Genomic DNA, 26,276 nt, shown 5'->3' on the forward strand with positions numbered 1-26,276 from the left:
TGTCGTGACTGACATGCCTATATCCACCGCAGCCTTACAGGCCTCTCAACCAGCAACGGCACAACGCCCTGCGGCCCTAGAGCTACGCGACGTCGTTAAGCGATTTGGTGACTTCACGGCGGTGGATGGACTGTCCCTCAGCCTTCCCCCAGCCTCAGTCCTAGCACTGCTAGGCCCCAACGGAGCTGGCAAAACAACCACCATCGAGATGTGCGAAGGGTTCAGCAAACCCACCTCTGGCCAGATCCGTGTGCTCGGCCTCGATCCAAGTACACAGGCCAATGAAGTTCGCCGCCGCATCGGCATTATGCTGCAAGGTGGCGGCGCCTACCCGGGTATTAGGGTCGCTGAAATGCTTCACCTGGTGGCCTCCTACAGCGCTAACCCGCTGGATGAACAATGGCTGCTGGATGCCGTAGGGCTATCCGCGCACGCCAAAACCTCTTTCCGAAGGCTTTCTGGGGGCCAGCAGCAACGCCTGTCTCTAGCCTGCGCGCTTGTGGGTCGACCGGAACTCGTATTTCTCGATGAACCCACGGCAGGTATGGATGCGCAATCGCGACTGGCGGTCTGGGAATTAATGTCCAGGCTGCGGGAAGATGGCGTCACCATAGTGTTGACGACACACCTCATGGACGAGGCCGAAGCGCTCGCCGACCATGTTGTCATCATCGACCAAGGTCGAGTTGTTGCACAAGGCACTCCAGCGCAGTTGCGTGCGCAGGGGGCTGGCAGCATTGTCTCCCTGGAAACGACCACCCCGCTCGACGCTGCGGCTTTCGAACGCGCCGTACCCGGAGTATCCCTTGGTGCGGTTCGGCCTTCGAACTACCGCGTGGAATGCAGCACAGACATAACCCCAGAATTAATTGCTTCGATTGCCCATGCCGCTGCCGAGCAAGGTTGCTTAATCCGTCACTTAGACACCGATCAACAGTCTCTTGAAGATGTATTTTTGTCCATCACCGGGCGAGAGATGAGGAACTAGACCATGACTACCCCCATAACGCACGGTAGCGGTCGCTTCGACAATGTTTCTTTCGCACCCGACCCTCGAAGGGCTTCCACAGCCTCTATGGTGCGGGCGCAGACGGCTATCGAATCGAAACTTTTTCTACGCCACGGAGAGCAACAACTGCTCAGCCTGGTAATCCCCTTTGTATCTCTTGTGACCCTCACCGTTTTTGACGTGGTGGAAATGGGTTTGGACGTTGTTTTCCCCTTGACCTTGGCGATTTCTGCCATGAGTTCGGGTTTCACGGGACAGGCCATCGCGGTGGCCTTTGACCGTCGTTATGGTGCGCTTAAACGCATCGGCGCCTCCGGTGTTCCCCCGTGGACCATCATCGCGGGCAAAGTTGCGGCTGTGCTTGCCGTTGCTGCGGTACAGACCCTCATCTTGGGTGTGACTGCCGTGGTGCTAGGATGGCGCGCCGCGCCTGTTGACGTCGCGTTGGCTGCGGTGGTCTTGATTCTGGGCGTCGCAGCTTTCTGCGCACTCGGTTTGCTTCTGGGCGGTACCCTCGGCTCAGAGTTTGTGCTTGCGTTCGGCAACCTGCTGTGGTTCTTATTCGTCGGCATTGCTTCTTATGCGACTATTCGCCTGGGGGCTACTCCCCCGCTATGGCTTGAGCTTGTTCCTAGCGTGGCTCTTGCCGAAGGCCTCGAGTCCGCTTTCGCGGGGCATGTTCCAGTGGCTGAATGCGTGATCATCGGTGCATGGGCGCTGGTCGGATCGGTCGCTGCTACCCGATTGTTTAAATTCACATAGATTTCTTCTTGTAGCTGGGGTGTCCTTGGCTGCTTTGAGGGTGTGCCTGCGTCTATGCTGTTTAACGTGACTGATAAAAAACCCCAGTTTGTCCAGCGTTTTTTGTCTTCTTTGCGTAGCCAGAAGGGGCAGATGAGGGCAGCGATGGTGCTGCTTGTCTTCCAAGCCGGACTCGTATTCACCGGTTCACTTGTGCGCGTGACGGGGTCTGGTTTGGGCTGTGTGTCCTGGCCGAATTGCCACCCAGGTTCCCTGGTTCCCGTTGCCGGGGCCGCACCCTGGCTTCACCAAGCAATTGAGTGGGGTAATCGTCTACTAACCTTTGTTGTTGCCGCCGGCGCAATCGCATTCTGGTACGCGGTATTCGCTGGTGGGCGCCGCCGCGAGTTGCGCTACCACGCCGTGTTCCAGTTCGTTGGCGTGGTCATTCAAGCCTTGTTGGGTGCGATGTCGGTGTTGCTTAAACTCCAGTGGTGGTCGGTGGCTATGCACTTCCTGCCCTCGATGATCCTGGTATGGGCTGCTGCGGTCGCATGGGTGCGCGTGCAAGAACCTGATGACGGCCACCGCGTCGCCTTCTTCCCCGAACCTCTACGCTGGTTGGCTGTAGGCTCCGCGGCGTCATTGGCTTTGGTGCTGGCGACAGGCACAATGGTGACGGGCGCGGGACAACATGCAGGCGATGTGGACGTTACTGAAAGCTCACGCTTAGCTATTGATCTTGCTGAGATCGCGCACGTTCACGCCCACTTCATGTACCTCTACCTCGGCCTGACAATCGGCTTGATTGTTGCTTTGTACGCGGTGGCAGCGATCAAGGGATCCGTGCTGGGTGATAACCCCGAGGCCGCCCGCCATGCCCTGCGCTACGGTTGCGTGCTCATTGCCTTCATCGTCGTGCAGGCAGCCATCGGAATTATCCAGTACCGTTGGGGCGTTCCTCGGTGGACTGTCCCCTTCCACGTGGGTTTGTCCGGCGTGGTGACTGCCTACACCGGTTTTGTTTTCGCGTTTGGCCGCAGGCGTGTGGCTTAGGCGCTAGTCTGGGTAGCCATGAAGGCTATCGTTGTTTCCAAGCATGGTGGACCAGAGGTTCTGGTCCCGTCAGAAGTTAATGCCCCCACCCCGAGTGACTCGGAGGTTCTTGTGGCCGTCGACGTCGCCGGGGTGAATTTTATTGACGTGTATTTCCGCGAAGGCGTCTATCCCCATGAACTTCCACTGACCCCCGGGTTTGAGGGCACGGGTCGGGTACTTCATGATCCTCGGGGCGAGATCGCCGAGGGAACGCTTGTGGCCTGGTGTGACGCGTTCGGTTCCTATGCGGAGCAGGTGTGTGTCCCCCGTGATCGCTTGGTGGCCGTACCAGAGCAGGTAAAGCCTGAGGTCGCGGCGTCAATGTTGCTTCAGGGCATTACTGCGCACTACCTGACTGATGGGGTGTTTCCTTTGCAGGAAGGCCAGATCTGCTTGCTGACTGCTGGCGCCGGTGGCGTTGGTTTGCTGGCCACACAGATGGCGAAGGCACGTGGCGCACGCGTGATTTCAGTAGTGTCCACCGACGATAAGGAGGCCCTAGCGCGCGAAGCTGGTGCGGATCATGTTCTGCGCTACGGCGACGACCTTGCGGACCGCGTTCGTGCGCTGACTGATCGCCGCGGCGTGGATATTGTCTACGACGGGGTGGGTAAGGATACCTTCCAGCACTCCCTTGATGCTGTGCGCACACGTGGCACTGTGTGTTTGTTCGGTGCTGCTTCCGGGCCGGTAGAGCCTCTGGATCCGCAGGAGTTGAATGCACATGGCTCCATTTTCCTCACCCGCCCCAGCATCGGAGCGTGGACTAGCGAGCCTGGCGAGTTCGCTTATCGTGGCCAAGCTGTCGTGCAAATGATTGTCGATGGCACTTTAGACGTGCGAGTGGGGGCCGAGTTTGATCTTGATGACGCCGCGGTGGCTCACCGTGAGCTGGAACAGCGCCGCACCACAGGTTCGGTTGTGTTGAGGGTGTCTAAGTAATTGCCGTTGTGAGGCGGGGCCTACCTGCCTGGGTTTTAGATCAGGGTGGGTAGGCCTAGCAGGGCGTCAACGGACAGCGCTAGGAACACGGCTGACAAGTAGTTGTTCGACATGATGAAGAGGCGCATGGGGCGAACCTCTACGCCTTTTTTGACGCCCTGGTGAAGGCTGATTGCTAGCCAGGTAAACCAGATTCCAGCAGCGACAGCCACCACTGCGTAAAGCCAACCGGCAGCCGGCAGCAGAGCAAAGGTGGTGAGGACGGTCGCCACCGTGTACGCGATAATTTGTTTGGTGACCTCGAGGGGCTTTTTCACCACGGGCATCATTGGAACCCCTGCGGCTTCATAGTCTTCGCGGTAGCGCATCGCTAGAGCCCAGGTGTGCGGCGGCGTCCAGAAGAAGATGATGAGGAACAGTACGATGGCTTGCCACCAGTTGTGGGGCTGTCCCGCAGGTAGGTTGTCCACGATGACTGCCCAACCGACCATCACGGGCATACATCCAGCAGCGCCGCCCCAGACGACATTCATTGGCGTCGAGCGCTTAAGCCACTTAGTGTAGACGAAGATGTAGAAGGCTATGGTCGCCATGACGAACAGTGCAGCAAGCAGCGAATGGCACAACAGCCAAAGCCAGAAGAAACTAATGACGGTCAACGACCACGCGAAAATGGTGGCGTTTCGGTTGGATACCGTGTGCTTGGCTAGTGGTCGCCGTTCGGTGCGCTTCATCACCTTGTCGATGTCGGAATCGGCGATCATGTTGAAGGTGTTCGCAGCAGCAGCGCCCATCCACCCGCCGATCACGGTCAGCAAGATGAGAGCGATGTGGTTTTCGCCGCGGTCGGCCTGCAGCATTGCTGGGAATGTGGCGACCAGGAGCAGCTCAATGACCCTAGGCTTCGTGAGCGCAAAATAGGCCTTGATTGTCTCCAAGGGATTTTCCTCCAGCGCACGGTCGGTGCGGTTCGTGGTTACAAGTGCTAACTAGGACATGCTAGCCGTTTGTGTTGCTTATATCGACTCAGACACTACGACGGGGCTATGACAGTGGTCCTGCACACTGTACTCGTGGGGCGGCGTACGGCTGCGGCTGCTAAGCTGGGCCGAGTAAAAGTCACGCCCAATTTGATCGAGGGAGCCACCCATAGTGAGCGATAAAACCACCCATAACGCCCAGGATATTATCGATCAGCTTCCCGCTGACCTGCAGGGTCTCCTGAAGCCCTCATATCCTTCCGATTGGTCCCCAGTTGATTCGAAGGCTGTTGATACCGCCCGCCTGCTTGCTGCAGACGCAGTTCAAAAATGTGGCTCCGGCCACCCCGGCACTGCGATGAGCCTTGCACCTCTGGCCTACACCTTGTACCAGAAGGTAATGAACGTCGATCCGGCTCACCCGGAGTGGATGGGGCGCGACCGTTTCGTGCTGTCCTGCGGCCACTCTTCCCTGACGCAGTACATCCAGTTGTTCTTTGGCGGCTATGGCCTTGAACTTGATGACCTTAAAGCTTTGCGTACCTGGGGCGCCCTCACCCCCGGTCACCCTGAGTACCGTCACACCGATGGTGTCGAAATCACCACCGGCCCGCTGGGCCAAGGCTTGGCTTCTGCCGTCGGTATGGCGATGGCCGCACGCCGCGAGCGCGGACTATTCGATCCGGAGGCTCCCGCTGGCAAGTCCCTGTTCGATCACTTCATCTACGTGATCTGCTCTGATGGCGATGTTCAAGAGGGCGTCACCGCAGAGGCGTGCTCCCTCGCTGGAACCCAGCAGCTGGGCAATTTGATTGTCTTCTGGGACGACAACCGCATTTCCATTGAAGAAGATACCCGCATCGCCTTCACTGAGGATGTCGTCGCGCGATACAAGGCCTACGGTTGGCAGACCCTGGAAGTCGATGGCGGTGAAAACGTCGAGGGCATTCTCGAGGCTGTAGCCAAGGCTCAGTCCGACCCGCGCCCCACTTTCATTCGTTTGCGCACCGTGATCGGCTACCCTGCCCCGCGGATGAACACCGGCTCGGTTCACGGCGCAGCACTTGGAGCGGAGCAGATCGCTAGCGCCAAGCAGTTCCTGGGGTTTGATCCCGAAGTCGATTTCGCAGTGTCCGATGAAGTTCTCAAGCACACCCGTGCGCTTCGTGAGCGTGGCGCTGAACGCTACTCCCAGTGGCAACAGCGTTTTGACCAGTGGGCTAAAGCTAATCCGGAACGCAAGGCGCTTCTCGAGCGCGCGACCGCACGTGAATTGCCGCAGGATTGGGCAGACTCGTTGCCCACCTGGGATGCGGACCCCAAGGGCATGGCCACCCGCAAGGCATCAGAGGCCGTCATCCAAGCCGCAGCAGCGGCTCTCCCCGAGCTGTGGGGAGGCTCTGCGGACCTCGCTGGTTCCAACAACACCGTCATCAAGGGTGCTGATTCCTTCGGCCCCGAGGAGATCACGACGGACACCTGGACTACTTCGCCGTACGGACGCAATGTTCACTATGGCATCCGTGAGCACGCAATGGGCGCAATCATTAACGGTGCTGCCCTGCACGGCCCGACCCGTATGTACGGCGGAACCTTCCTGATCTTCTCCGAGTACATGCGTCCAGCTGTGCGTTTGGCCGCACTGATGGGTACCGATGCTTATTACGTCTGGACCCACGACTCCATCGGCTTGGGTGAGGATGGCCCGACCCACCAGCCGATCGAGCAGCTTGCCGCACTGCGCGCTATCCCCGGCGTATCCCTGCTGCGCCCTGCCGATGCTAACGAGACCGCAGCCGCATGGAAGGCTGCTCTGGAATACCGGGAGGGGCCGAAGGGCTTGGCCTTGACCCGCCAGAACGTTCCCGTGCTGGAAGGTACAAAGGAAAAGGCTTTCGAGGGTGTTACCCGAGGTGCCTACATCCTGGCTGATGTGGAGGATCCGCAGGTCGTGCTGATGGCTAGTGGCTCTGAGGTACAACTCGCAGTTGAGGCAGCAGCCGAGCTCTCTAAGGACGGTATTCGCGCCCGCGTTGTGTCGGTTCCTTGCATGGACTGGTTCGCGGAGCAGCCTCAGTCCTACATTGATGAGGTCCTGCCTCCGACTGTCCGCGCCCGCGTCTCTGTCGAGGCCGGGATCGCTATGCCGTGGTACCGCTGGCTGGGTGATGCAGGTGTGCCGGTATCACTGGAGCACTTCGGTGCATCCGCGCCGGCTGAAGAATTGTTTGAGAAGTTCGGCATCACCGCACAGGCTGTGGTCGACGCCGCTCGCGAATCCATGGAGGCCGCACGATGAGCAACCAGATCGCTCAACTATCCGCACTCGGTACGTCAACGTGGCTTGATGACTTGTCTCGCGACCGCATCAACAGCGGCAACCTCGCTAAGCTCATCGACAGTAAAAACATTGTGGGTGTCACCACCAACCCTGCTATTTTTGCAGGAGCCATGGGTGGGGAGTCCGACGCCTACGATGAGCAAATTGCGCAGCTCAAGCAGCGCGGTGCTGCTGCAGACGAGGCCGTGTTTGCAATGGCTATTGATGACGTCGCGGCTGCGTGCGATGTTTTCGCTCCCGTTCATCGTGCCACGGCTGGCGTTGACGGTCGGGTGAGCATCGAGGTCGATCCCCGCTATGCCGAGGACGCCGCGGCGACTGTGAGGCAGGCGAAGCAACTGTGGGAAGCCGTTGGTCGGGACAACGCGATGATTAAGATTCCCGCCACCAAGCAGTCCCTACCGGCGATCACGGAGGCTCTCGCCAACGGAATCAGCGTGAACGTCACTCTGATTTTCTCGGTTGAGCGTTACCGAGAAGTGGTTGATGTCTACCTTGAAGGAATTCGGCGTGCGCACGACGCAGGTTTGGATGTGTCCAAGATTTTCTCGGTAGCGTCGTTCTTCGTGTCTCGCGTGGATGTGGAGATTGACCGTCGCCTGGAAGCAATTGGTTCTGAGGAAGCCTTGGCGCTTCGCGGTAAAGCTGGTGTTGCGAATGCTCAGCAGGCTTACGCTGCATTTAGCGAACTGTTTAGCCGCGCAAAGGCGATGGGTGATCTTCCTCGCGGAGCCAACGTCCAGCGGCCCTTGTGGGCATCCACCGGAGTGAAGAACCCCGATTACCCAGCAACACTATACGTGTCTGAACTGGCCGGACCGGATACTGTGAACACAATGCCGGAGTCGACCATCGATGCTGTTCTCGCTGCAGATGATCTGCACGGTAAGACCTTGGTTTCCAATGATTCTGCCAAGGTCATGCAGCAGTTGCGCGCGGTCGGCGTTGACCTCGATGATGTTTTTGCCGTCCTCGAGCGCGAAGGCGTGGAGAAATTTGTTGACAGTTGGCAGCAACTACTCGACACCATTGAACAGCGCCTCTAACGCAGTTAACACAGTCGATCGAAAGAAACAGACAAATCCGTGAGTAATTCTCTTACTGGTGCTCAAGATAGCGCTCCGTGGTTCAACCCGCTGAGAGACTCTGATGACAAACGACTGCCCCGCATCGCTGGCCCGTGCGGGATGGTTATTTTTGGCGTAACAGGTGATCTGGCGCGTAAAAAGCTGCTTCCGGCTATTTACGATCTTGCCCATCGTGGCCTCTTGCCCCCAGGTTTCTGCTTGGTGGGTTACGGTCGCCGCGATTGGAGCAATGAAGAGTTTCAGGACTACGTGCTCGATGCCGTCAAGGCAGGTGCTCGTACCGAGTTCCAGGACAACGTGTGGAAGCGACTCACGGAAGGGATGGTGTTCTGCAAGGGAAACTTCGATGATGACGCCGCGTTCGACAACCTGGCAAGCACGCTGCAGTATCTCGATGAAACCCGCGGCACCGCCGGTAACTGGGCGTTCTACTTGTCTGTCCCGCCCGACTTTTTTGCCGACGTATGCCACCAGTTGGATCGCTCGGGGATGGCGCAGGCTACCGAGGAACATTGGCGCCGCGTCATCATCGAGAAGCCTTTTGGCCACGATCAAGAATCCGCACGGGCACTCAATAAGATCGTTAACCAGGTGTTCCCGGAGGACTCGGTTTTCCGCATCGACCATTACCTAGGTAAAGAGACCGTCCAGAACATCATGGTGCTGCGGTTCGCTAACCAGTTGTTTGACCCCCTGTGGAACAACCAATTCATTGACCACGTGCAGATCACCATGGCCGAGGACATCGGCCTGGGTGGACGCGCAGGTTATTACGACGGTATCGGTGCCGCCCGCGACGTCATCCAGAATCACCTGCTGCAGTTGTTGGCCCTGATCGCGATGGAGGAACCCATCGCCTTCACTCCGGCGCAACTCCAGGCAGAAAAGGTCAAGGTTCTTCGGGCTACGAGCCCCGTCTATCCCCTAGCGAAGACCACTGCCCGAGGCCAGTATTCTGCGGGGTGGCAAGGCTCGAACTATGTTCAGGGCCTTCGAGAGGAAGAAGGGTTCGACCCCGAGTCCGCTACGGAAACATATGCGGCCTGTACCTTGCAGGTTAAGTCGCGTCGTTGGAACGGTGTTCCGTTCTACCTGCGCACAGGTAAGCGTTTGGGGCGTCGAGTCACCGAGATCGCGCTTGTGTTCAAACCCTCCCCTCATCCGCCCTTTAGCGAAGAGTCGGCTGGGGAGGAAGCATCCAACAATGCGGTGGTTATCCGTGTGCAACCCGACGAGGGCGTGCTGATGCGTTTTGGATCTAAGGTGCCTGGCTCCACGATGGAGGTCCGCGACGTCAACATGGATTTCTCCTACTCTGAGGCCTTTACCGAAGAGTCCCCGGAGGCCTACGAGCGGTTGATCCTGGACGTCATGCTGGACGAGGCCTCCTTGTTCCCCACAAACGAAGAGGTGGAACTATCCTGGGCGATTCTGGATCCTATTCTCGAATACTGGGCTCAGCGCGGGAAGCCCGAGCAATACCCCGCAGGAACGTGGGGTCCGGAATCAGCAACCCGGATGATGGCCCGCGAAGGCCGCGTCTGGCGTCGTCCATAGTCACCTTTTAGCTAACGGAGTACAGCGATGTTAATCCACCTCGAAGACACTGACTCTTCAGCGATCGCCAAGCAGTTGGGCACCCAGGTGACCACAGGACGCGTCCTAACCCTTATCGTGGTGTGCAGCCCCGATGACGATATCGACTGCCTGATCACAGCAACCAATGATGCCTCCCGTGAGCACCCCTCGCGTGTACTCATGCTGGTTGCTGACCCCGAGGCTGAGACCGCCGGCGTCGACGCTGACATCCACCTGGGGGGTGACTCCGGGGCCTCCGAGCTAGTGGTGATGCATTTGCGTGGTGACGTCGCCCGGCATCTGGATGCTGTGGTGCGGCCACTGTTGCTGCCGGATACCCCGGTGGTCGCGTGGTGGCCTGCTGCCGCACCGATTGACCCTGCGGTCGACCCGATCGGTGCTCTCGCTCAGCGCCGCATCACTGATGCTTTGTTTGATCCACCGGTCGATAGTATTTATCGGCGTCGGAACAACTACACCCCGGGCGACTCAGATATGTCGTGGTCACGTATCACCCCGTGGCGTGGAGTCGTGGCTGCCACCATGGATCAGCCTCCACACGAGGAGATCATCGATGGTCGCGTTTTCGGCCCTGCGGACTCCCCCAGCGTTGATCTTGCTGCAGGCTGGTTGGCTGATCGACTGGGCGTCAACATTGTTCGGGAATCTACAGGCCAGCCGGCTATCCCTGTTGATGATGAGGGTAACCCGTGCATCGCCATCACCAAGGTGGAGATCATGCGCACGTCCTCAACTATCACCATCGAAGTCGCAGACGCCACCACACTGTCAGTGCAGATGCCTGGCAGGCCTCCGGCGCTGGTCGCTTTAAGTCGACGCTCGCAATCGGATTGCCTTGCCGAGGAGCTGCGTCACCTTGACCCCGATCGGGCTTATGGTCGTGCGCTTCGTGGCTTGAGTCGCGTTCGTTACGTTGATACGTTCAGCGCCCAGTAGTACCTAGCCGACTAACGGCCGACCAGCTACCGCCCTCTAAAATTTTCCGAAGGATCATGTGAGTCATATGAGCACCACCGAAGCCCCCGCCCCCCAGGTCAGCACTTTCGCAGACCTCGATCAGCTTGTTGATGCAGCTGCCCGGCAATTCGTCGAACTGGCGTGCAGCACCTTAGATAATCGCCCGCCGGAGGAGTCTTTCAACGTCGTGTTCACAGGCGGTACCGCGGGAATCGCAACGTTGCGTCGCATCGCAGAGCTTGACGCCGCGTCGCGCGCGCAGGCAGACAACTTCCCTATCGCCTCCATCGATTGGTCTCGTGTCCAGGTATTTTTCGGTGACGAACGCGATGTTGCTGTCAGTGACCCGGAATCCAACGAGGGGCAGGCGCGGGAAGCACTGCTCGACCACGTTGATATCCCTGAGTCCAACATCCATGGTTGGGGTTTGGATGGTAGCGCCGAAGAACTCGTGGAACGCGCTGTGGCCTACGCGGAAACCCTATTGGAGTTCGCGCCCAACGGATTCGATCTGCATCTTCTAGGAATGGGACATGAGGGGCATATCAATTCACTATTCCCGGGATCGGCTGCTACCAAAGAGCAGGGCGCTTTGACAATGGCTGTTACTGACTCCCCTAAGCCACCGGCATGCAGGGGGACCTTGACCTTCCCCGCTATCAACAGTGCCGATCATGTGTGGTTGCTCATAAGCGGTTCGCAAAAAGCGGAGGCTGCATCACAGGCCATCGCGGGTGCTGATCGCAACCAGTGGCCGGTTGGTGAAGCTCGAGGAAGGATCGAAACCACCGTGTTTATTAGCGAAGATGCCCAATATGCTGCGCCCAAGGCCGACATCGCGGCACGTGCAGATAATGTCGTGAAACGATACGGCAAGGACGATACCGCTGTGACCGCCTTGGGCGGCGTCAATATTGAGTTCCACAAGGGCGAGTTCACAGCCATCATGGGGCCTTCTGGATCTGGCAAGTCCACGCTGATGCACTGCATGGCAGGGCTGGATTCCGTTACCGAGGGCCATACCTACATCGGCGATACGGATTTGTCGACGCTCAAAGATAAGCAAATCACTACTCTCCGCAGGGACCGCCTAGGGTTTGTGTTCCAGTCCTTCAACTTGGTGCCCACCCTGTCCGCCGCAGAGAACATCACCCTACCGGTGGATATTGCTGGCAGGAAGGTCGACGAGCAATGGTTCGAAGAGGTCACCACTCGGCTGGGGCTGGATAAGCGACTCAAGCACCGCCCGAACGAATTGTCGGGTGGCCAGCAGCAGCGCGTGGCGGTGGCCCGCGCCTTGATTTCCCGTCCAGAAATCATCTTTGGGGACGAACCGACCGGAAACCTCGACTCGAATGCATCGAGCGAGGTCCTAGGTATCCTTCGCGCCGCTGTGGATGACCTTGGCCAGACAGTGGTGATCGTTACCCACGACCCCAAAGCTGCGAGCTACGCCGACCGAGTTGTCTTCTTGGCGGACGGTCAGTTGGTTGAGGATATTCGGCAGCCCTCTGTCGATGACATTTTGAAGGTCATGGCGAAGATTGAGGAGGTCTAAATGGCTTCCTCTCCCATGCGCACAATTTCTCTCCGTACCATCGCTGCCCACAAGGTTCGTCTGTTTCTAACCCTGTTGTCGGTGGTGTTGGGAACCGCCTTTATCGCTGGTTCTTCCATGTTTACTGCAACGTTGCAGCACAGTTTTGAATCCGTCGTGTCGACGGCGTTTGATGATGTCGACGTTGTGGTGCAGCAGGACATAAATCCTGCCGGCATTGACTATGCCGAGGCTGAGAAGCTGCGTAAAGACCCGCGGGTGGAGTCAGTGTCCGTTAGCGCCAGAAACGTCACGGTGGTTATCGGTAACGATAAGGGTGAACGCCTCGAAGGCAGCGGTGGTGCCCCCTCCGAGGCCTTGGCTTTTGTTCCGGGGGCTGCGACTAATAAGCAATTCGAGCTCACGGAGGGTAACTACCCCGAGGCCGGTCAGGTTGCTATCAATGACCGTACTGCTGAGCTCAACGGGATCAAACCGGGTGATACCTTAACCGTGATCACTCCGAAGGGGCGCAGTAAGGTGCCCGTGAGCGGCATCTACCACTACCCCACGTCGACCGGCGGCTCGAGCAGTTTGCTCTACCCAGAGTCTGACTTTGTCCGTGAGTTCACTGATGGCACCCACGTGTCTAGTGTCAGCATTGAGCTCAAAGATCACGACGAGGCTGCCACAAAGGCTTTTCGTGATGACGTCGCGAAAATGTTTCCCGATGAGAAAATCGCCGACGCCAAGGTGTTGGCGGAGCAGTTGACTGACACGATCAAAAAAGCGCTGAGCTTCGTCAACTATTTCCTGTGGGCCTTTGCGGGCATCGCGTTGATCGTTGGCACCTTCATCATTTCCAACACCTTCGCGATGATTGTGGCGCAGCGTAACCGCGAGTTTGCGCTGCTACGTGCCATTGGTATTTCGCGTAAGCAGATTACTCGTTCAGTGGTGTTTGAGGCCGTGGTTGTTGGCCTGTTTGGTTCGCTGCTGGGCATTGTCGCGGGCATGGGGTTGGTGAAGGCCTTGACTGCGCTGATGGAGGCCAAGTCTCTTGGTTTGCCGGATGCGGGCTTGTCTTTGTCCCCGCAGGGCATTATCGCGCCGCTTGTCGCGGGTACTTTGGTGACGGTGGTGTCTGCGTGGGCTCCTGCGCGCGCAGCTGGGCGGGTTCATCCCGTGCGGGCTATGCGTTCGCAAGAGCAGACCAGCGTGCGTTCCTTGTTGCTGCGCAGCATTATCGGTGGTGTGCTGGTGGTTGGCGGCGCCGTTGCCTCCGTTATGGCTGCCTACAGTGATGGCGAGGTCAAGCTCCGGTCGATCACCATCGGTGTCGCAGCCCTGGCCATCATCATCGGAACCTGGCTGATTTTGCCACTATTGTCTATTCCTTTCGTCGCTGGTATCGGACGGGTCTTGGGGCTTCCATTCCGTCGCGTTGGCCACTTGGCCTCGACCAACGCGCGGCGTAATCCCCGGCGGACAGCCGCGACTGCTTTTGCATTGACGCTCGGTTTGATGATGGTGTCCTCCATCGGCATGTTGGGTGCTACGATGCGTTCCTCCCTGTCGGACATGCTGGACACGGGGCTGAAGGCTGAGCTACTGCTCACCACCCCTCAGGGCAGCAACCTTTCGATCCCCGGCGACGCCATCGATAAAGTCCGCGAGGTGGACGGTGTCCGCGACGTCGTTACCGGTGCGTTGATTTCTGGTAGCGCCGAGGATATGTCTTTGGCCAGCCCGTTTGGCCCACCCACGTTGCCCATCATCGATGGGGATGTCACCCAGGCTATTGAGGTGGACAAAGTCTCCGGTCAACTTACTTCTGATCTGGTGGTCAACACGACCGTCAAGGATGCGTTGACAGCAGCCGGAATTTCCGATGTGAAGTTGGCTCACCTTAACAACAGCCTGACCCGCAGTGTCGGTGGCGTATTCAAAGACAATCCCATTTTGGGCCAGGGCTATATCAGTCCCGCCGTCGCCCGGGAGATTGCGCCGGGTGAAGACCTACCGGTCAATTCGGTGTTCCTCACATTGGACGAAGGCGCTAATGCTTCTGCCGTCCGCGCCGAAGTCGAGGCCGTGACCAAGCCGTACATGACCATTAACGTGCAGGACAAGGAAGAATACAAGGGTGAATCTGTTAAGACTGTCTCGACAATGCTGAGCGTCCTGTACGGGCTGCTGGGGCTGTCTGTGATCATTGCGGTGTTGGGCATTATCAATACTCTTGCCTTGAGTGTGATCGAACGTCGACAGGAGATCGGCATGCTGCGCGCGGTGGGTATGCTGCGCAGTCAAATCAGACGAATGATTTACATCGAATCTGCTAATATCGCGGTGTTTGGTGCGCTGGTTGGCGCCGCAATTGGTCTTGGCGTCGGCTGGTGTTTCGTCACTACCCTGTCCGGCCAGGGTCTCGATAGCATCATTGTTCCTTGGGCCAATATGGCGTGGATGATTGTCGCGTCGGGTGTTATTGGAGTACTAGCAGCTGTTATTCCGGGTACACGCGCAGCTCGCACCAAACCTCTTGAAGCGATCACGGACTAAAAGGGTTGTGCAGTGAGCATTAACAAGCATTCGACACTGGCTGGTGTCGGATTAGGTTTCAGCCTTGTGTATCTGGGCATGCTCGTGAACATGGCGTACAACGGCTTCCAGATGGATCTTCAGGTCTTCCAGGACGCAGGGTTTGCCATCGTCCGTGACGAGCCTCTATTCGACGGCTTTCACACTCGCTCAGGCTTCGCTTTTATTTATCCCCCCTTTGCTGCCTTGCTGATGGCTCCGATGTCCGTGATCGGGGCTGTACCCTTGCAGCTTGCGTGGGCTGCTGTGGAGGCGTTCAGTGTCGCTGTGACGATTTATGGTGGCCTGCGCCTTGCCCGAGTGGACAAGGATCACGCGTGGTGCTGGGCCGCGTGCTTGCTCGGCATCGGTCTGTGGATCGAGCCGATTCGCAACGGCTTGTTTTTCGGCCAGGTTGATATCGTTTTGGTCGCTTTGGTTGTTGCGGATTTGGCAGGAATGACGCCGCGTCGCTTCCGCGGTGTGCTGATCGGTATCGCCGCAGGCATCAAGATCACTCCCCTCGCTTTCCTGTTAATTCTTGCTTTGCGCAAAGACGTCGCGAGCATCCTGCGCGCCATCGTTACTCTGGCAGCAACCATCGTTATCGGTTTCGCGGCCCGACCCTCGGATAGTCGTCTGTTTTGGACGGAAGTTGTTCTGGACACCAACCGTGCCGGGGACAAGTCTTTTTTCCGCAATCAGGCTCTGACGGGATTGCTCAGCCGCCATGGTCTAACCCCGGATACTGCCCTGTTTGTGGGTGTGTGGGCCGTGCTCGTTGCGATCGTGTTGATTATCGCACTGTACGCCTTGGTTGTTTTGACCAAGCGCGGTGATCAGCTGGGGGTTCTATTCGTGTTTGCGTTGTTGGTGTGCACAGCGCAGCCGTACGCGGTTACCCACCACTGGGCGATCATGAGCGTACTCGTTCCCCTGGTTGCTGTTCAGTTCGCTCGCGGCTTTGAGTACAAGTGGTGGTGTGTGTTGCTGCTTGTCATACAGGGCGCTGGCCCCAACTGGTTGGCTGATCCGGACCGTGGTTTTTCCTCAAACCCTGTTCTCAGCGCACTTGGAGATATCCAAGGGGTTACTGCGATTATTGCTTTGGTGTGCTGTGCTTTGTTGGTGCGCCGCGGTATGGTGCTTACTCCCCCACCGCAGCAGCCAGTTGCCGCCACCGTGTAGCTAATAAAAAGAATGCCTCTACCAGGAACTCCTGGTAGAGGCATTAATTTTGAGGCTGCGGATTAGGCGTATGCTTGGAGAAGATTCAGGCCGATGATGCAGGCAATCCAGATGATCGCCATGATAATCGTCATGCGGTCAAGGTTTTTCTCAACCACAGTTGAACCCGAGAGGTTGGACTGGACACCGCCGCCGAAGAGGCTAGACAGGCCGCCGCCTTTGCCCTTGTGAAGAAGGACGAACATGGTCATAGCGAGGCTAGACACGACGAGGATGATCTGAAGAGTCAGTGCCATAAAAATTAAAACCTGCTTATCTCTGCGAGTAAAAATCGGACTTCGATGAGTATAGCCCACCGGAGCATAAACATTCACGTAGGCCGGGGCGTGTGAACATCCCCCGGCCTACGTGTTGGTTGCTCTATCGAGCGGCGTTGGCTGCCAGCTTGGCGAAGGCCTCGCCATCAAGCGAAGCGCCACCAACCAACCCACCGTCGACGTCGGGCTGTCCAACGATTTCTGCGACAGAGTCAGCCTTGACGGAGCCGCCGTAGAGGATGCGGATGCCGGCTGCGACATCTGCTCCGGCGAGCTCCTCAATAGCTACGCGGATGGCGTGGCAAACTTCCTGGGCGTCAGCTGCAGAGGCAACCTTGCCTGTACCAATCGCCCAAACGGGTTCGTAGGCGATGACAGTGTTGGACAAATCCTCGGCGCTGAGGCCCTCTAGCGATGCCTTCAGCTGGCTGACGACGTAGTCGACGTGGGTGCCAGCTTCGCGGATTTCCAGGGGTTCACCAACGCAGACGATGGGGTGGATCTCTTGGCCGAGTGCGGCCTTGGCCTTGGCAGCAACGACCGCGTCGGTTTCGCCGTGGTATTCACGACGCTCGGAGTGCCCAACCACAACCCAAGTGCATCCGAGTTTAGCCAGCATTTCGGCGGACACTTCGCCTGTGTAGGCACCGGAGGCATGCTGGGACACATCCTGTGCACCATAGGTGACCTGAAGCTTGTCGCCTTCGACGAGGGTCTGTACGGAGCGGATATCGGTGAAAGGCACGGTCACTGCGACGTCAACTGCCTCGTAGTATTCCTTCGGAAGTGCAAAAGCGAGCTTTTGCACGGTCGCGATGGCCTCGAGGTGGTTGAGATTCATCTTCCAGTTGCCGGCGATGAGTGGCTTACGAGCCATGGGATTCTCCTTGATGAGTTTCGGGGTTGTGGTCTAGGAGGCGAGTACAGCAACGCCTGGCAGCTGCTTGCCCTCAAGGTACTCGAGGGATGCGCCACCACCGGTGGAAATGTGGCTGAAGCCTTCTTCGTCGAGGCCTAGCACGCGAACGGAGGCTGCGGAGTCGCCGCCACCGACCACGCTGAAGCAGCCTTGCGCTGTTGCGTCGATGATGGCTTGCGCGACACCGCGGGTGCCTGCTGCGAATGCGGGGAACTCAAAGACGCCCATGGGGCCGTTCCAGAAGACGGTCTTGGCGGAGTTGAGTGTCTCTGCGAACAATTCGACAGACTTCGGTCCGATGTCCAGGGACATCCAGCCTTCGGGGATTGCGTCGAGAGCGACAACCTGATTGGCTGCGTCGGCAGCGAAGGTTTCGGCAGCTACGAGGTCTACGGGAAGAACGATCTTGTCGCCATGGCGCGCGAGGAGGTCCTTGCAGGTGTCGATCATTTCTTCCTGCAGGAGTGACTTCTGTACGTTGTAGCCCTGTGCAGCGAGGAAGGTGTAACACATGCCTCCGCCAATGATGAGCTTGTCAGCCTTGGTGGACAGAGCTTCGATTACGCCCAGCTTGTCAGAGACCTTGGAACCACCGAGGACCACGACATAAGGCTGCGCAGGCTGTTCGGCGACCTTCTTAAGAACGTCGATTTCCTTGCCGACCAGTTTGCCGGCGTAATGCGGCAGGCGCTGGGCAACATCGTAGACAGATGCCTGTGCACGGTGGACAACGCCGAAGCCATCGGAAACGAAGACACCATCGGGAACGAGGGCCACCAATTGGTCGGCGAATTCGCCGCGCTCTGCTTCGTCCTTGGAGGTCTCGCGGGGATCGAAGCGAACGTTTTCCAGAAGCAGGACGTCACCTTCAGTGAGGCCGTTGGCGCGCTCGTGTGCGTCCTCGCCTACAACATCCGATGCGAGGGCAACGTACTGACCGAGAGCGTCGGACAGGGCTTCTGCAACTGGAGCCAGAGAGAACTTCGGGTTAACTTCGCCTTTGGGGCGACCCAAGTGGGCCATGACGACGACCTTTGCGCCGCCCTCAGCTAGTGCTTTAAGGGTGGGCAGCGAGGCGGTGATGCGACCGGGATCAGTAATCACCCCGTTGTCGTCGAGGGGAACGTTGAAGTCGGAGCGTACGAGGACGTAGCGCCCGTCGACGCCTTCATCGAGGAGGTCCTGCAGGGTTTTAACAGCCATGATTGATCCTTGTGTTGTAGTAGTGCCGCGCCAACTGTACTGATAGTGCGGTTGTAGCAGCTCACGCGCTATGACGCTGTGGGGGTGAAAGTACAAAGCCCGCGCGGGCTTCCTAGTGGAAACTCGCGCGGGCTCTGCATGCTTATAAGCCTAGTGAAAAACTAGAGGCGCTCGCCAACGTACTCGGTGAGGGTGACGAGCTGGTTGGAGTAACCCCACTCGTTGTCGTACCAAGAAACGACCTTGACCTGGTCGCCAATGACCTTGGTCAGGCCAGCATCGAAGATGGATGCGTGGGGGTCGGTGACGATGTCGGTGGATACCAACGGCTCTTCGGAGTAAGCGAGGATGCCCTTGAGCGGGCCCTCTGCGGCAGCCTTGATAGCAGCGTTAACGTCTTCGACGGTCACGGGCTTTTCAGCGGTGAAGGTCAGGTCGGTAGCGGAGCCGGTCGGAACGGGGACGCGCATTGCGTAGCCGTCGAGCTTGCCCTTGAGCTCAGGAAGAACCAAAGCAACAGCCTTGGCTGCACCGGTGGAGGTAGGCACCATGTTGATGGCTGCGGCGCGGGCACGGCGCAGATCGCGGTGCGGTGCGTCGAGGAGGCGCTGGTCGCCGGTGTAAGCGTGGACGGTGGTCATCAGGCCGCGCTGGATACCGAAGGTATCGTTGAGGACCTTGGCCATCGGAGCCAGGCAGTTGGTGGTGCAGGATGCGTTGGAGATGACGTTGTGCTTCTCCGGATCGTAATCGGTGTGGTTCACACCGACGACAAAGGTTGCGTCCTCGTTCTTTGCAGGTGCAGAGATGATGACCTTCTTGGCGCCGGCTTCAAGGTGTGCCTTCGCGGCCTCAGCATCGGTGAAGAAGCCGGTGGACTCGATCACGATATCGACGTTGTGCTCGGCCCACTTGAGGTCCTTGGGGTCGCGCTCTGCGGAGACGAAGATGCGGTGGCCATCGACGGTGATGGACTCATCATCGAAGGTGACGTCAGCATCCAGGCGGCCCAGGGTGGAGTCGAACTTCAGCAGGTGAGCAAGAGTCTTGTTGTCGGTGAGGTCGTTAACAGCGACGATCTCGAAGTCGCTGCCACGCAGGCGTGCTGCGCGGAAGAAGTTGCGGCCAATGCGGCCAAAGCCGTTAATACCAACGCGAACGGTCACGATGTTCTCCTTGAGAAGGTTGTGGAACTTGTCCATTTAGGATGCTCTTAGCCCCAACACTTGCCGGTTGACTACTGTGCCTGGGGGGCTGTCCATCCCGGTAATTCCAACTGTAGACCAGCCTTGCCCGCTTGTGCACGAGATCGAGTCCGATTTATGCCCGTTTTCAGAAGGGTGAATGAAGCCGTGCTTAAACATGCTGGTCAAGTGGCTGATAATAGCGCGAAAAACGGTGGTGAGAATAGTCACAATTCCCACACAATCGGACATGATTCAACATTTGTCGGGCGTTGGATTCCACACCAGCCTGTTGTGGACTGTGCAGCCGTGGGACGCGTATGACCGCACGGCCTTACACGTCGTTGAGCAGTTCTTCCGTTACAGCAGCGTGGGTATCAGGGATGCCCATGTCTTTCGCTCTTTTATCAGCCATAGACAGCAAGCGCCTGATACGGCCTGCGACCGCATCCTTGGTCATCTGTGGGTCCGCTAAACGGCCGAGCTCTTCCAAAGACGCCTGACGGTGCTCCACGCGCAGCGTTCCAGCCTCCGCCAGGTGTTCCGGGACGTCATCACCCAAAATGGCCAGGGCACGCTCCACACGTGCAGCCGCCGCCACAGCCGCCCTCGCAGAACGCCGCAAATTAGCATCGTCAAAATTGGCCAATCGATGTGCCGGAGCGTGAGTTTGGCGTTCCGCGCGCGTTGATTCCCACTGCAGGCGCGACACTTGTGCGCCCATGCGAGTAAGCAGAGCGCCTACCGCGTCCGAATCCCGCACCACAACACGATCCTGCCCGCGTGACTCCTTGGTCTTTGCGCCAATACCCAGCCTGCGAGCAGCGCCCACAAGAGCCAAAGCGACCTCAGGACACGGGCAGATTACCTCTACCCCACTGACGCGCCCCGGATCAGTAACGACGCCGCGTGCCATGAACGCACCACGCCACACCCCCTCGGCGTCAGCCACCGTGCCGCTGACAACCCGAGGAGGCAGACCCACAACATACAGTCCATTGCGGCTGAGCAAACCTACCCGACGCAGCAAGTCCTCAACCTTGTCATCGGTGTGGAGTGTGTAGACAGTTGCTTTACGATGACTGCCATCCGACGCCGAAGACAGCGAAACCTTCCGGTTGAACTCCCCGGTCAAGACGTCCTGAACCCGTTGGGCAACATCTTCGCGATCGAGTTCGATCGTCAGCGAAGCCGCTGCGGAACCCGGAACCCCTGGATCAGGCAGTTCCACCGAACCAGCACAACGAATCAACGTCGCAAGTTCCGCTATACGAACCGACGGGCGTGTCACAGTGGCAGCCGCCAGTTCATCTTTGACCTGTGCGGTTAAAGCAACCATCGCCACATCCCTCTTTCACTTCAACAACTGCCGCGACGCTCGCAGCAACAAAACAGCCCTCAACATGCTACCGCACAGTGCGCCGCAACTTCCCCCGCTACGGTTCACCATCCGCATCATCCAACGGCAGCCGTCACGCTGAGAGTGCCGCAAGCGCAGCAGCCAGCTTATGGGGATCATGCCGTGGAGACTTCCAAGCCACCGAATCACGACCCTGCTGCCCATCTTCAACCAATGTAAGATCAGCGTACTCGACGCGGGCCCCAATAGACTCTGCAGCCCTAACCACATGCTCCCGTTCGCTCCGCGACAACAGGGTGGAAGAATCAACCAACACAGTATCCAAACGCAGCATCGGCGCATGCTGGCGCAACATATGGATATGGCGCTCCGTGGAAAAGCCCTGGGTCTCACCAGGCTCGGAAGTCAAGTTCAGAACCACTACTCGGTGCGCCGAGGTGTCATTCAACGCCTCCACAATCTCGGGAACTAGCAGGTGCGGAATGACCGAACTAAACCAAGAGCCCGGGCCCAACGTCACCAAGTCAGCCTCCATGATCGCAGACAAAGCCTCAGGTGTTGCCGCGGGTTGTTCAGGTACCACCCGCACCCGACGGACTTCACCCGGCGTAGTCGCCACAGCGACCTGGCCACGCACAGCCCGCATCATCCGGGGATCATCCTCAAGCCCCGCGACGTCAGCCTCAATATCCAAAGGAATCGGGCACACTGGCAGCACACGGCCACGAGAACGCAGCATCGACGCCAGCATGTCAAGGGCCTGGACGTGGCTCCCCAAAACATCCGACAAGCCCACCAGCAACAAATTGCCCAGCGCATGCCCCGCCAGCGCACCGTGGCCGCCGAAACGATGCTGGAGCGTCTCCTCCCACAAATTGCCCTGCGGAGTATCCGGAGACAACGCAGCCAACGCCATCCTCAAATCACCCGGGGGGATCGTATCCATCTCCCGGCGAATACGGCCCGAAGAACCACCATCATCAGCGACAGTCACCACCGCAGTGATCGCATCAGGCTCAAGCAATTTCGCGGCCGTTAACGTTTGAAACAGGCCATGACCGCCGCCCAAACACGCCACCGACCGAGGCGTACTGGAAGCACAACTACCCACGGCACTCCCCTAGTTTCGCGCAATATCGCGGTGGGTCACAGAGACATCCAAACGCTCATTGACGCTCAGCCGCCGAGCGAGTTCCTCTGCAACCGCCACCGAACGGTGATGCCCACCAGTACAACCAACGCCGACCGTGATGAAACTTTTTCCCTCACGCAAATAGCCATCAGTCATAGTGCTGAACATCCGGACAAAATTATCCAAAAAATCTTGCGCAGCTTGCTCACCCAACACATAATCCGACACCGGACGATCAACGCCACGGAACGGGCGAAGCTCCTCCACCCAATAGGGGTTCGGCAAGAAACGCATATCCACCACAATGTCAGCATCCTGTGGAGCACCATGTTTGAAACCGAAAGACTGAATAGTCACGTGCTGACGCTTGTCATCGGCCGACGCAAAACTTGACTCAATCGCTCGGCGCAGATCATGCACAGACAAATTCGACGTATCGATCACAATGTCGGCATCTTCCCGAAGCTTCGACAACAACTCACGCTCACGCTCAATGCCAGTGAGCAACGTGCCCGACCCCTGCAAAGGATGCGTCCGACGAACAGTATCGAAACGCTGCACAAGCACATCATCCCGCGCCTCCATAAACAGCACCGTCGGATTGATGCCCTCAGACTTCAACTGCGAAATAACCGTATCGATTGATCCCGTGAACTCCCGCGTGCGCACATCGGACACAACCGCGACACGCTCCACAGAATGCGCCCCCTGGGTCGCAATCTTAACCAAACTGACAATCAGCTCTGGCGGAAGATTATGCGCCACATACCACCCCAAATCCTCCAGCACCCGCGCCGCGGAGGACAAACCAGCCCCCGACATGCCAGTAACCAACACAGGATTCGTCGAATCGGGTGACATCGGAACGGGTTTCAAAGCCGGAGCACTCATAGGCAACAGTCTAGCCGCCAGCCCCTTCATCATGCAGCGCCTCAAACACCGACGCAGCCAACTTCGGGCCAAAACCACTGACCGCCTTAATATCAGCCACCGATGCCTCACGTAACTTCTTCATGCTGCCAAAATGCTTAATCAACGCCGCACGTCGCGCATCCCCAAGCCCCGCGACGTCATCAAGCACAGAGGTCTTCATCCGTGACGAACGCTGCTGCCTATGGAACGTGATCGCAAAACGGTGGGCCTCGTCACGCACATTCTGGAGCAAAAACAGGCCCTCGGACGTGCGCGGAAAAATCACCGGATAATCATCATCCGGGACCCAGACCTCCTCCAAACGCTTGGCCAAACCAACCACCGCCACATTCGAGACACCCAACTCCTCCAACACAGCTGCGGCCACATTAACCTGCGGCTTACCGCCATCGACGATGTACAAATTCGGCGGATAGGCAAAACGGCGACGGCCCGCCACCTCCCCCTCATCCTCAACCGGCGGCGACACATGGCGCTCAAAACGACGCCGCGTCACCTCCGCAATCGACGCGACGTCATTGGAATGCCCATCGCCGGCAGCCTCACGAATCTTAAAACGCCGATAATCCGAGCGCTTCGACAAACCGTCTTCAAAAACAACCAACGAGGCCACAACATCTGTGCCCTGAATATGCGAGATATCCACACATTCAATCCGCAACGGGGCGTCATCCAGCATCAAAAAGTCCTGAATCTGCTGCAAGGCCGCCGAACGGGCAGTCAAATCACCCGCACGCCGCAACTTATGCTGACGCAAAGACTCCGACGCATTCGCCACCACAGTCTCCATGAGCGCGCGCTTATCACCGCGCTGCGGAACACGAACTTCTACCGAAGAACCGCGCCACTGCGCAAGGGCCTGCTCCACAACCGCGCACTCCGCAACCTCGTGGCTCACCAACACCGAACGCGGAACAACCCCAGACGCATCCTCCCCCGCCTCTTCGGCGTGCTCCACGGCATCTCCATAAAACTGCGTCAGGTAACGCTCCAACAACACACCAATCCCCTCGGCCCCGTCCTCACTGGACGGTAGTTCCACCACAACACCACGCTGGCCCTGAATACGCCCCTGACGCACATGGAACACCTGAATCGCCGCCTGCAACTCATCCGCAACAACCCCCACGACGTCAGCATCAGTACCATCACCGAACACAACCGCCTGGCGCTCCATCACCTTCTCAATCGCGCCCAAGTCATCACGCAAACGAGCAGCACGCTCAAAATCAAGCTCTTCTGCCGCCTGATGCATCTGCTCCTTCAACGACGCCACCACAGGCCCCGTGCGCCCAGCCAAAAAGGCACACAGACCATCAACAATCTCGCGATGCTCAGCCTCGGAGACCCTGCCCACACACGGCGCGGCGCACTTATCGATATGCCCCAGCAAACACGGCCGACCCAACAGATTATGACGCCGGAAAACGCCTTGTGAGCAGGTACGCATAGGGAATACGCGAATCAAGGAATCCAGGGTTTTGCGAATAGCCCACGCATGTGAATAAGGGCCAAAATAGCGAACACCTTTACGCTGCGGCCCTCTATAGACCCACGCCCGGGGAAACTCCTGTCCAACAGACACCGCAAGCATCGGATAAGACTTATCGTCCCGATACTTCACGTTGAAACGCGGATCGTACTTTTTAATCCAGGTGTACTCCAGCTGAAGGGCCTCGACCTCACTGCCAACAACAGTCCACGTCACCCCGACCGCGGTAGTCACCATCTGACGGGTCCGAGGATGCAGCTGAGAAAGATCCTGGAAATAGTTAGACAGTCGAGCCCGGAGGTTTTTCGCCTTACCCACGTAGATGACTCGGCCGTCAGCATCACGGAAACGATAAACGCCCGGCTCCGTCGGAATCGTACCTGGGGCCGGGCGGTAGGTGGAAGGATCAGCCACAGCGTTTAGTCCTCCGGCATATAGCGATCTTCGAGGGCGCGGAAATCGGCGACGGCCTTCATCACACGCTCGCCATCCGCGGCGAAGAACGCCCACATGGCGACGTATTCAAACTCGGGCAGCTCAAGTCGAGCCCAGTGATCGCCCTTCGGGAAGGACAAACCATAGACCAAGTCCCACGGGTAGAAACGGGTACCGATGAAATTGCGGACCTCTACTCCATCGGAATTCACACGTACCCGAGGACGCGTAATCCCCAGACAGCACAGAGAAATAATGATCCCGATACCGACGAACGCCCACTGATCGACCGTCGTGACGGTCGCACCAGTGTCCCCAATCGCAACCACCACGGCCAAGAAAATGTGCGCGGCCATGACCACGACGATCGCGCCGGCTGCGATAAACTTCAAGCGACGCGACGTCACCACCAATTCCCAAGGTTTGTTGGTGGTAGTGGTTGGGTCAGCAACGGCGTAGGCTAGCTGCTCGTCAACAGAGACATGGTGCTGCTCGTTAGTCACGGAAGCTAAGCTTACCCCGATCACCCGAGGGTGTTGAATTACCCGCGCACAGCGTCCTTCGCGCACTCGCGCAACGCATCAACTTCCGCACCCGGATCTGACGCCTTGAACACAGCTGAACCGGCCACGAAAGCATCGGTACCCGCGGCGGCAGCAGAAGCAATGGTCTCGCGGGAAATACCGCCGTCGATCTCGATCAGCGTCGACAAACCCCGGCTATCAATGACGTCGCGGAGCTTACGGACCTTGTCTAGTTGATCCGGCATGAAGGACTGTCCACCGAAGCCGGGTTCGACGCTCATCACCAAGGCGAGATCGAACTCGTCCAGAACCTCCAAGTAGGGTTCGATGTCGGTACCGGGGCGCAGGGAGAAGCCCGCGCGGACACCCGCTGCACGAATATGGCGGGCCAAAGCTACCGGATCCTCAGTGGCTTCCACGTGGAATATCACGCACGAGGCGCCCGCCTTGATGTAGTTGTCCACCCACTTCTCCGGGTGTTCAATCATCAGGTGGACATCCAGCGGGAGGTCCGTCGAGCGGAACGCTGCGGCAGTGATGTCAGCGCCGAAACTTAAGTTCGGGACGAAGTGCCCATCCATGACATCGACGTGGATCCAGTCGGCGTTCGACACTGCTGCGATCTGCTCGCCGAGGCGGGAAAAATCAGCTGCGAGGATGGAAGGGGAAATAATCGGTGCTGTGCGCTCAGACATACCTCAGAGTGTAGAACAG

General features: G+C 58.2%; 22 protein-coding genes. 11 read left to right on the top strand and 11 right to left on the bottom strand.

The features are described from left to right. The first annotated feature begins 13 nt into the window (after positions 1 to 13). The 4 genes from CARG_RS04920 (at position 14) to CARG_RS04935 (ending at position 3,790) form a co-directional block, all read left to right on the top strand. Positions 14 to 988, top strand: a complete 975-nt coding sequence (locus tag CARG_RS04920; protein WP_041747465.1) for an ABC transporter ATP-binding protein — start codon at positions 14 to 16, stop codon at positions 986 to 988. A 3-nt stretch (positions 989 to 991) separates the two neighbouring features. Continuing rightward, positions 992 to 1,771, top strand: coding sequence for an ABC transporter permease (locus CARG_RS04925; RefSeq protein WP_041746993.1), 780 nt, complete (start codon positions 992 to 994; stop codon positions 1,769 to 1,771). A gap of 66 nt (positions 1,772 to 1,837) precedes the next feature. Further along, positions 1,838 to 2,806 (top strand): COX15/CtaA family protein, encoded by a 969-nt coding sequence (locus CARG_RS04930; protein ID WP_041747466.1) that lies wholly within the window; start codon positions 1,838 to 1,840, stop codon positions 2,804 to 2,806. 18 nt (positions 2,807 to 2,824) lie between these two features. Next, complete coding sequence (locus tag CARG_RS04935) at positions 2,825 to 3,790, top strand: quinone oxidoreductase family protein (protein ID WP_020976304.1); 966 nt, start codon at positions 2,825 to 2,827, stop codon at positions 3,788 to 3,790. A gap of 35 nt (positions 3,791 to 3,825) precedes the next feature. Here the strand turns inward: CARG_RS04935 and CARG_RS04940 are convergent, their stop codons facing one another. Then, a complete protein-coding gene (locus tag CARG_RS04940; protein WP_081761612.1) occupies positions 3,826 to 4,743 on the bottom strand; it encodes a heme o synthase in 918 nt (305 codons plus the stop codon). 235 nt (positions 4,744 to 4,978) lie between these two features. Between CARG_RS04940 and tkt the strand changes: the two genes are divergently transcribed. The 7 genes from tkt to CARG_RS04975 all read left to right on the top strand — a co-directional run bounded on the left by tkt (position 4,979) and on the right by CARG_RS04975 (position 16,063). Further along, positions 4,979 to 7,069, top strand: coding sequence for a transketolase (tkt, locus tag CARG_RS04945; protein ID WP_052331965.1), 2,091 nt, complete (start codon positions 4,979 to 4,981; stop codon positions 7,067 to 7,069). Next, positions 7,066 to 8,157 carry a transaldolase gene (gene tal / locus CARG_RS04950; RefSeq protein ID WP_020976307.1) on the top strand — a complete coding sequence of 364 codons (1,092 nt, stop codon included), beginning with the start codon at positions 7,066 to 7,068 and terminating at the stop codon, positions 8,155 to 8,157. Before tkt ends, tal begins: the two co-directional genes overlap by 4 nt. A gap of 39 nt (positions 8,158 to 8,196) precedes the next feature. Beyond that, positions 8,197 to 9,756, top strand: a complete 1,560-nt coding sequence (gene zwf, locus CARG_RS04955) for a glucose-6-phosphate dehydrogenase (protein ID WP_020976308.1) — start codon at positions 8,197 to 8,199, stop codon at positions 9,754 to 9,756. A gap of 27 nt (positions 9,757 to 9,783) precedes the next feature. Next, entirely contained in the window at positions 9,784 to 10,734 is a 951-nt protein-coding gene (locus CARG_RS04960; protein ID WP_020976309.1) for a glucose-6-phosphate dehydrogenase assembly protein OpcA, read from the top strand. A gap of 67 nt (positions 10,735 to 10,801) precedes the next feature. Continuing rightward, the gene (gene pgl / locus CARG_RS10600) at positions 10,802 to 12,313 is read left to right on the top strand and encodes a 6-phosphogluconolactonase (protein ID WP_020976310.1); all 1,512 of its coding nucleotides are present in this window, start codon (positions 10,802 to 10,804) and stop codon (positions 12,311 to 12,313) included. Further along, entirely contained in the window at positions 12,314 to 14,857 is a 2,544-nt protein-coding gene (locus CARG_RS04970; RefSeq protein ID WP_020976311.1) for an ABC transporter permease, read from the top strand. It begins immediately after the preceding gene. Between the two features lie 12 nt (positions 14,858 to 14,869). Further along, a complete protein-coding gene (locus tag CARG_RS04975; protein ID WP_020976312.1) occupies positions 14,870 to 16,063 on the top strand; it encodes a glycosyltransferase 87 family protein in 1,194 nt (397 codons plus the stop codon). Between the two features lie 62 nt (positions 16,064 to 16,125). Here the strand turns inward: CARG_RS04975 and secG are convergent, their stop codons facing one another. The 10 genes from secG to rpe form a co-directional block, all read right to left on the bottom strand. Next, positions 16,126 to 16,359, bottom strand: a complete 234-nt coding sequence (secG, locus tag CARG_RS04980) for a preprotein translocase subunit SecG (protein WP_020976313.1) — start codon at positions 16,357 to 16,359, stop codon at positions 16,126 to 16,128. Between the two features lie 124 nt (positions 16,360 to 16,483). Beyond that, complete coding sequence (tpiA, locus tag CARG_RS10485) at positions 16,484 to 17,257, bottom strand: triose-phosphate isomerase (protein WP_020976314.1); 774 nt, start codon at positions 17,255 to 17,257, stop codon at positions 16,484 to 16,486. Positions 17,258 to 17,290: 33 nt separating this feature from the next. Continuing rightward, the gene (gene pgk, locus CARG_RS10490) at positions 17,291 to 18,502 is read right to left on the bottom strand and encodes a phosphoglycerate kinase (RefSeq protein WP_020976315.1); all 1,212 of its coding nucleotides are present in this window, start codon (positions 18,500 to 18,502) and stop codon (positions 17,291 to 17,293) included. Between the two features lie 161 nt (positions 18,503 to 18,663). After that, complete coding sequence (gene gap, locus CARG_RS04995) at positions 18,664 to 19,668, bottom strand: type I glyceraldehyde-3-phosphate dehydrogenase (protein WP_041747472.1); 1,005 nt, start codon at positions 19,666 to 19,668, stop codon at positions 18,664 to 18,666. Positions 19,669 to 20,020: 352 nt separating this feature from the next. Further along, positions 20,021 to 21,025, bottom strand: a complete 1,005-nt coding sequence (gene whiA / locus CARG_RS05000) for a DNA-binding protein WhiA (RefSeq protein WP_020976317.1) — start codon at positions 21,023 to 21,025, stop codon at positions 20,021 to 20,023. 133 nt (positions 21,026 to 21,158) lie between these two features. Further along, positions 21,159 to 22,157 carry a gluconeogenesis factor YvcK family protein gene (locus CARG_RS05005; RefSeq protein ID WP_041746997.1) on the bottom strand — a complete coding sequence of 333 codons (999 nt, stop codon included), beginning with the start codon at positions 22,155 to 22,157 and terminating at the stop codon, positions 21,159 to 21,161. A gap of 9 nt (positions 22,158 to 22,166) precedes the next feature. Continuing rightward, positions 22,167 to 23,069, bottom strand: a complete 903-nt coding sequence (rapZ, locus tag CARG_RS05010) for an RNase adapter RapZ (protein ID WP_020976319.1) — start codon at positions 23,067 to 23,069, stop codon at positions 22,167 to 22,169. Between the two features lie 10 nt (positions 23,070 to 23,079). Beyond that, complete coding sequence (gene uvrC / locus CARG_RS05015) at positions 23,080 to 25,017, bottom strand: excinuclease ABC subunit UvrC (protein WP_020976320.1); 1,938 nt, start codon at positions 25,015 to 25,017, stop codon at positions 23,080 to 23,082. A gap of 5 nt (positions 25,018 to 25,022) precedes the next feature. Further along, positions 25,023 to 25,541 (bottom strand): PH domain-containing protein, encoded by a 519-nt coding sequence (locus CARG_RS05020; RefSeq protein WP_020976321.1) that lies wholly within the window; start codon positions 25,539 to 25,541, stop codon positions 25,023 to 25,025. A gap of 38 nt (positions 25,542 to 25,579) precedes the next feature. Next, entirely contained in the window at positions 25,580 to 26,257 is a 678-nt protein-coding gene (rpe, locus tag CARG_RS05025) for a ribulose-phosphate 3-epimerase (protein WP_020976322.1), read from the bottom strand. Positions 26,258 to 26,276: the final 19 nt, after the last annotated feature.

The sequence above is a fragment of the Corynebacterium argentoratense DSM 44202 genome, assembly GCF_000590555.1.
GTDB classification, from domain to species: Bacteria; Actinomycetota; Actinomycetes; order Mycobacteriales; family Mycobacteriaceae; genus Corynebacterium; species Corynebacterium argentoratense.